The following is a 6,173-nucleotide window of genomic DNA, read 5'->3' as shown; positions in this document are numbered from 1 at the left end:
TTTAGTTTTATTTTCACTTTTTTGAAAAGTGAAGACAAAAGCGGACACTTGCTTATTAAAGCGAGTGATACCACTGCGGAGTGGTAGTTCAGTTGGTTAGAATACCGGCCTGTCACGCCGGGGGTCGCGGGTTCGAGTCCCGTCCACTCCGCCACTTATATTAAGCCTCAGTCGAAAGACTGAGGCTTTTTTCGTTTTGGTTCCCCGACTTACCTTAAACCCACTTTCATATTGAAACCTTGCATCGAGAGGCCGGCTTCCCTCTGGCGATGCTTTCTAAGCCCTGTATGAGTGAAGTGGAACGCAGTTTTGTGTGGTTTCTGCAGTCTCGAGCGCTAGTTTTGAGCCTCTTCATTCACCAAAGCTCCTTTTGTTCGATATTAGAAAATCTAGTTATGTGACAGAGTTTAATTGTTTGAGGTGTCACTTGTTCCAATTTTGAAAACAGGACGACTTTGAATACAAGTTTAGTCTCACTGAGTTCAAGAGAGAGGGGGACTAAATTTCTGTTAAGGCTTTGATCTACCTGAATGCTAGCTCAGTTTTATCTTGGTGAGATTGCTAACCTGTTTGGGTTCTGAACGCAATCACCCTAAATGTATCTTTCTCATAAAAATACAAACTCGCTCATTGCTAAGTATTGTGGAAGTTTAGCTTTGATATTTGCGAGGAGCCTATATTGCCAAGAGAAGAGAAGAGAAGAGAAGAGAAGTGATAAATGGGTAAATTAAAAGACTCGTCTATGAATACTATCTATCGGCAATAGTTAGTATCTATGAAAATGTAGCGTAGCGATTCTTCGTATATTTGATGGTATATCAAAGAATAAGGAGCCTTCGTCCTTGAAGGGGAGTCTGAAAATTAGTTATGAAAAAAGCAGCTAGGTAGCTGCTTTTTATTTATTAAGTTACGTGTCTTTAAGAGTCCACTGTCTCCGTATGTTCCGGAGTGGTTATTGCTTGGTTGCTCTCTTCCATCTTCTTCTCTTCTGCTTTTGCTTTTTCAATCATTGGAGTGATTGTTGAGCCTTGAATGAGGATAGAGAAAACAACGACGGAGTAGGTCATTACAAGAATAATCTCTTTTACATCGATTAACTTATCTTGAATCACCCAAATACCAGATGGAATAGAAAGTGCCATCGCTAGTGCTAGGCCTCCGCGTAAACCGCCCCACGTCAAAATACGCACTGACCATGGATTATATTTTCTGTAACGTTTAAAGCCTATGTAAGAAAGAAATACACTTAGATAGCGAGCTGCTAGTACAAGAGGGACTGAAATAGCCATCATGATCCAGTCTTCTTTGTGGAATTCAAATAGCAGCATCGACATACCGATCAGTAGGAATAACACGCCATTCAAGAATTCATCAACAAGCTCCCAAAAATGGTCAAGGTGATCTTCACTCTCTTTTGAAAAGCCAATAAAGCGTGTCCAGTTGCCAATCATAATACCGGATACAACCATTGCGAGTGGGCCTGATACATGGATGTATTCAGCAAATGCGTAACCTGCTGTTGGGACACCAATGGTAAGTAACAATTCCATTGAGTGATCATCGGTGGCACTGATCAAGTAGTGGAATAGCAAACCGAGGACGAAACCATATGCGATACCACCGATAGCTTCTTGGATGAAGAGTAAGGTGACACTACCTACAGTTGGTGCCTCAGTGCCAAATGCAATCGTAAATAGAGTGACGAAGATAACCAAACCGAAGCCATCATTGAAGAGCGATTCTCCTTCAATCTGAGTGGAGATACGTTTAGGAGCATCTAGTTTTTTCACAATAGCCAATACAGCGATTGGGTCAGTTGGCGATATTAGAGCACCAAATAGTAAGCAGTAGACCAAATCAAATTGGATTCCAATTAACTGACAAAACCCATACAGTGCAAATCCAATAAAGAACGTGGAAAACAGTGTGGCTCCAAGGGCTAAAACAGTGATCTCCCACTTTTGATCTTTAAGGTTCGGGAGTTTGATGCCTAGTCCACCAGCAAATAGTAAGAAGCCAAGAATGCCTTTGAGCAAGAAATCTTCGAAGTTAATCCTTGTGACCGTCTCCGTCGCAATTTCGGTGAGATGGAACCAGTTGTTTTGACCCGCAATTAAGATTAGAAGTGAAAGCACCATTGAACCTGCGGTAATCGCAATGGTGGTTTGCATCTTTCCTATCTTGCTGTTTACAAAAGCAATTAGCATCGCAGCTGCGGATAGAAAACATAAAGTATGATAGACCGACATAGAGCTCTCTATTTGTAACATTTTATGAATGGAATTCTCGGCTGATGCTGCTTAAATAGCAAACATTTTTTCGTGATTATTTTGCAAGTTAAGAAGGATATAAAATAATCATTAATTCTACGTTTAGACGTCTAGACTCCTGAAGTTTGTGTGATAGGATGGAAAGATAACTAAAGGAATGAGGCTGTACTGTGGGAAGTAACGTAAGACAACAGATTGAAGCTCAATTGAAGCAACGTATTCTTTTGATTGATGGTGGTATGGGAACCATGATTCAAGGGTACAAACTTGAAGAGCAAGACTATCGAGGAACGCGCTTTGCGGATTGGCATTGTGATCTAAAAGGTAACAACGACCTGTTGGTTCTAAGTCAGCCTCAACTTATCAAGGAAATTCACGCTGCATATTTAGAAGCGGGTGCAGATATTCTTGAGACCAACACTTTTAACGCAACAACCATTGCGATGGCTGACTACGAGATGGAAAGCCTAAGTGAAGAAATTAACTTTGCAGCTGCCAAGCTTGCACGTGAAGTTGCAGATGAATGGACCGCAAAAACACCCGATAAACCGCGTTATGTCGCAGGGGTTTTAGGGCCGACGAACCGAACTTGTTCTATTTCTCCTGATGTAAATGACCCCGGATATCGAAATGTTTCTTTCGACGAGTTAGTTGAGGCTTACTCTGAATCGACTCGAGCGCTTATTAAAGGTGGTTCAGACCTTATTCTTATCGAGACCATCTTCGATACGCTTAACGCTAAGGCTTGTTCATTTGCTGTTGAAAGTGTGTTTGAAGAGATGGGTATTGAGTTACATGTGATGATCTCGGGGACTATTACTGATGCTTCCGGTCGGACATTATCCGGTCAAACCACAGAAGCGTTTTACAACTCATTACGTCATGTTAAACCGATTTCGTTTGGTTTGAACTGTGCACTTGGCCCGGATGAACTGCGTCCTTATGTTGAAGAGCTCTCGCGTATATCAGAATCTTTTGTTTCCGCTCACCCAAATGCTGGGCTTCCGAATGCATTCGGCGAATACGATTTGTCGCCAGAAGATATGGCTAAGCATGTTAAAGAGTGGGCTCAAAGTGGCTTTTTAAACTTGATTGGTGGGTGTTGTGGTACAACTCCTGAGCACATTCGCCAAATGGCACTCGCGGTTGAAAATATCGCCCCTCGTCAATTACCTGAACTTCCCGTTGCTTGTCGCTTGTCTGGCCTAGAGCCACTCGCTATTGATAAAGACTCTTTATTTATCAATGTCGGTGAGCGTACGAATGTAACCGGTTCTGCGCGTTTTAAGCGCTTGATTAAAGAAGAGCTGTACGATGAAGCGCTCGATGTGGCTCGTCAACAAGTTGAAAATGGCGCTCAAATTATCGATATCAACATGGATGAAGGCATGTTGGATGCACAAGCTTGTATGGTTCGCTTTTTAAACCTTTGTGCGTCAGAACCTGAAATCTCAAAAGTACCAATCATGGTTGACTCTTCCAAGTGGGAGGTTATTGAAGCCGGTCTTAAGTGCATCCAAGGCAAAGGCATTGTTAACTCGATCTCTCTCAAAGAAGGCAAAGAGAAATTCGTTGAACAAGCTAAGTTGATCCGCCGTTACGGTGCGGCTGTGATTGTGATGGCGTTTGATGAGATTGGGCAAGCAGATACACGTGAGCGCAAAGTAGAAATTTGTACCAACGCTTACCGAATTCTTGTTGATGAAGTGGGCTTTCCACCAGAAGACATCATTTTTGACCCAAACATTTTTGCCATTGCTACGGGGATCGAGGAGCATAATAACTACGCGGTGGATTTCATTGAAGCCGTTGGCGATATCAAACGTGATTTACCACATGCGATGATCTCGGGTGGTGTTTCTAACGTCTCATTCTCTTTCCGTGGCAATAACTATGTACGTGAAGCGATTCACGCGGTGTTCCTCTACCACTGTTTTAAAAATGGTATGGATATGGGGATTGTGAATGCGGGTCAGTTAGAAATCTACGATAACGTGCCTGAAAAATTGCGTGAGGCTGTGGAAGATGTCGTTCTTAACCGTCGTGATGACGCCACTGAGAGATTGTTAGATATCGCGGCGGAATATGCAGGCAAAGGGGTAGGTAAAGAGGAGGATGCCTCTGCACTTGAGTGGAGAACTTGGCCTGTTGAAAAGCGCTTAGAGCACGCGTTAGTGAAAGGAATAACTGAGTTCATCGTTGATGATACCGAAGAGGCTCGTGTCAACGCTTCAAAGCCATTAGAGGTGATTGAAGGCCCATTAATGGATGGGATGAACGTCGTCGGAGACTTGTTTGGTGAAGGTAAAATGTTCCTTCCTCAGGTCGTAAAATCTGCACGAGTGATGAAGCAAGCAGTCGCGCATCTGGAGCCCTACATCAATGCAGAAAAGCAGGTGGGACAAACAAACGGTAAGATTTTGCTAGCGACGGTCAAAGGTGATGTACATGATATCGGGAAAAACATCGTTGGCGTTGTATTGCAGTGCAATAACTACGAAATTATCGATCTTGGTGTCATGGTTCCTTGCGAAAAGATCTTAAAAGTAGCGCAAGAAGAGAACGTCGATATTATTGGTTTATCAGGGTTGATCACACCTTCATTAGACGAAATGGTGCATGTTGCAAAAGAGATGGAGCGTCTCGACTTTAACTTACCTCTTCTCATCGGTGGCGCAACAACGTCAAAAGCCCATACAGCAGTTAAGATTGAGAAAAATTACAAGCATCCAGTGGTTTACGTGAACAACGCCTCACGTGCAGTGGGCGTATGTACTTCTCTTCTGTCTGATGAACGTCGCCCTGAATTTGTTGAAAAACTTGAAGCTGATTACGAACGAGTACGTGATCAACATAATCGAAAGAAACCGAGAACCAAACCAGTGACATTAGAAGCTGCTCGAGCGAATAAAGTTGCTATCGATTGGGAAGCTTATACTCCTCCAGTGCCTGTTAAGCCTGGCATTCATATCTTCGATGATTTTGATGTGGCTATATTACGTCAATACATCGATTGGACACCATTCTTTATGACTTGGTCACTTGTGGGTAAGTATCCAACAATTTTCCAACATGAAGAAGTTGGTGAAGAAGCAAAACGTTTATTCGAAGATGCCAACGAGATACTTGATCGAGTTGAGCGAGAAGGCCTGTTAAAAGCGCGTGGAATGTGTGGCTTATTCCCTGCTGCGAGCGTGGGGGACGACATTGAAGTTTATGCTGATGAAACTCGTACCGACGTTGTGAAAGTATTACGTAACTTGCGACAACAGACCGAGAAACCAAAAGGATTCAACTATTGTTTATCCGACTACATCGCACCTAAAGAGTCGGGTAAGCATGATTGGATAGGGGCATTTGCTGTCACTGGTGGTATTGGTGAACGAGAGCTTGCTGATGAATACAAAGCACAGGGAGATGATTACAACGCAATTATGATTCAAGCGGTGGCGGATCGCCTAGCCGAAGCGTTTGCTGAGTATTTGCATGAGCGTGTCCGTAAAGAAATTTGGGGTTATGCTGCGGATGAAGATTTATCTAACGATGATCTCATTCGTGAAAAATACCAAGGTATTCGCCCTGCACCAGGTTATCCAGCGTGCCCTGAGCATACTGAAAAAGGACCGCTTTGGGAGCTACTTAATGTGGAAGAGAATATTGGCATGACTCTAACCTCCAGCTATGCAATGTATCCGGGTGCGTCAGTATCTGGTTGGTACTTCTCTCATCCTGACTCACGTTACTTTGCGATCGCACAGATCCAAGAAGATCAGCTAGAGAGTTACGCCGATCGTAAGGGGTGGGATAGGATCGAGGCTGAAAAATGGTTAGGGCCAAACATTAATGGTTAAATTGATGTTTACCTCGTCCAAATATAACAACTAATGAAACAACAAAGGGCTG

The 6,173-nt window shown here is 43.2% G+C and carries 2 protein-coding genes and 1 tRNA gene; 2 read left to right on the top strand and 1 reads right to left on the bottom strand.

Annotated features, from left to right (window positions below; translation table 11 throughout):
- Positions 1 to 77 precede the first annotated feature (77 nt).
- A tRNA-Asp gene (locus IJ23_RS22780) sits at positions 78 to 154 on the top strand.
- Between the two features lie 763 nt (positions 155 to 917).
- Here the strand turns inward: IJ23_RS22780 and IJ23_RS22775 are convergent.
- Positions 918 to 2,249 carry a cation:proton antiporter gene (locus tag IJ23_RS22775; protein WP_033907429.1) on the bottom strand — a complete coding sequence of 444 codons (1,332 nt, stop codon included), beginning with the start codon at positions 2,247 to 2,249 and terminating at the stop codon, positions 918 to 920.
- Between the two features lie 191 nt (positions 2,250 to 2,440).
- Between IJ23_RS22775 and metH the strand changes: the two genes are divergently transcribed.
- Positions 2,441 to 6,121 carry a methionine synthase gene (gene metH / locus IJ23_RS22770; RefSeq protein ID WP_033907428.1) on the top strand — a complete coding sequence of 1,227 codons (3,681 nt, stop codon included), beginning with the start codon at positions 2,441 to 2,443 and terminating at the stop codon, positions 6,119 to 6,121.
- Positions 6,122 to 6,173: the final 52 nt, after the last annotated feature.

Source organism: Vibrio sp. OY15, from assembly GCF_000742455.1.
Classification (GTDB): domain Bacteria; phylum Pseudomonadota; class Gammaproteobacteria; order Enterobacterales; family Vibrionaceae; genus Vibrio; species Vibrio alginolyticus.
The sequence above is the reverse complement of the archived record's forward strand: the minus strand, read 5'-3'. Positions and strand labels throughout refer to the sequence as shown.

Bases quoted from the DNA above. Each gene is read 5' to 3' on its own strand.
- IJ23_RS22775 (WP_033907429.1), bottom strand. From the start codon at position 2,249: ATGTCGGTCTATCATACTTTATGTTTTCTATCCGCAGCTGCGATGCTA.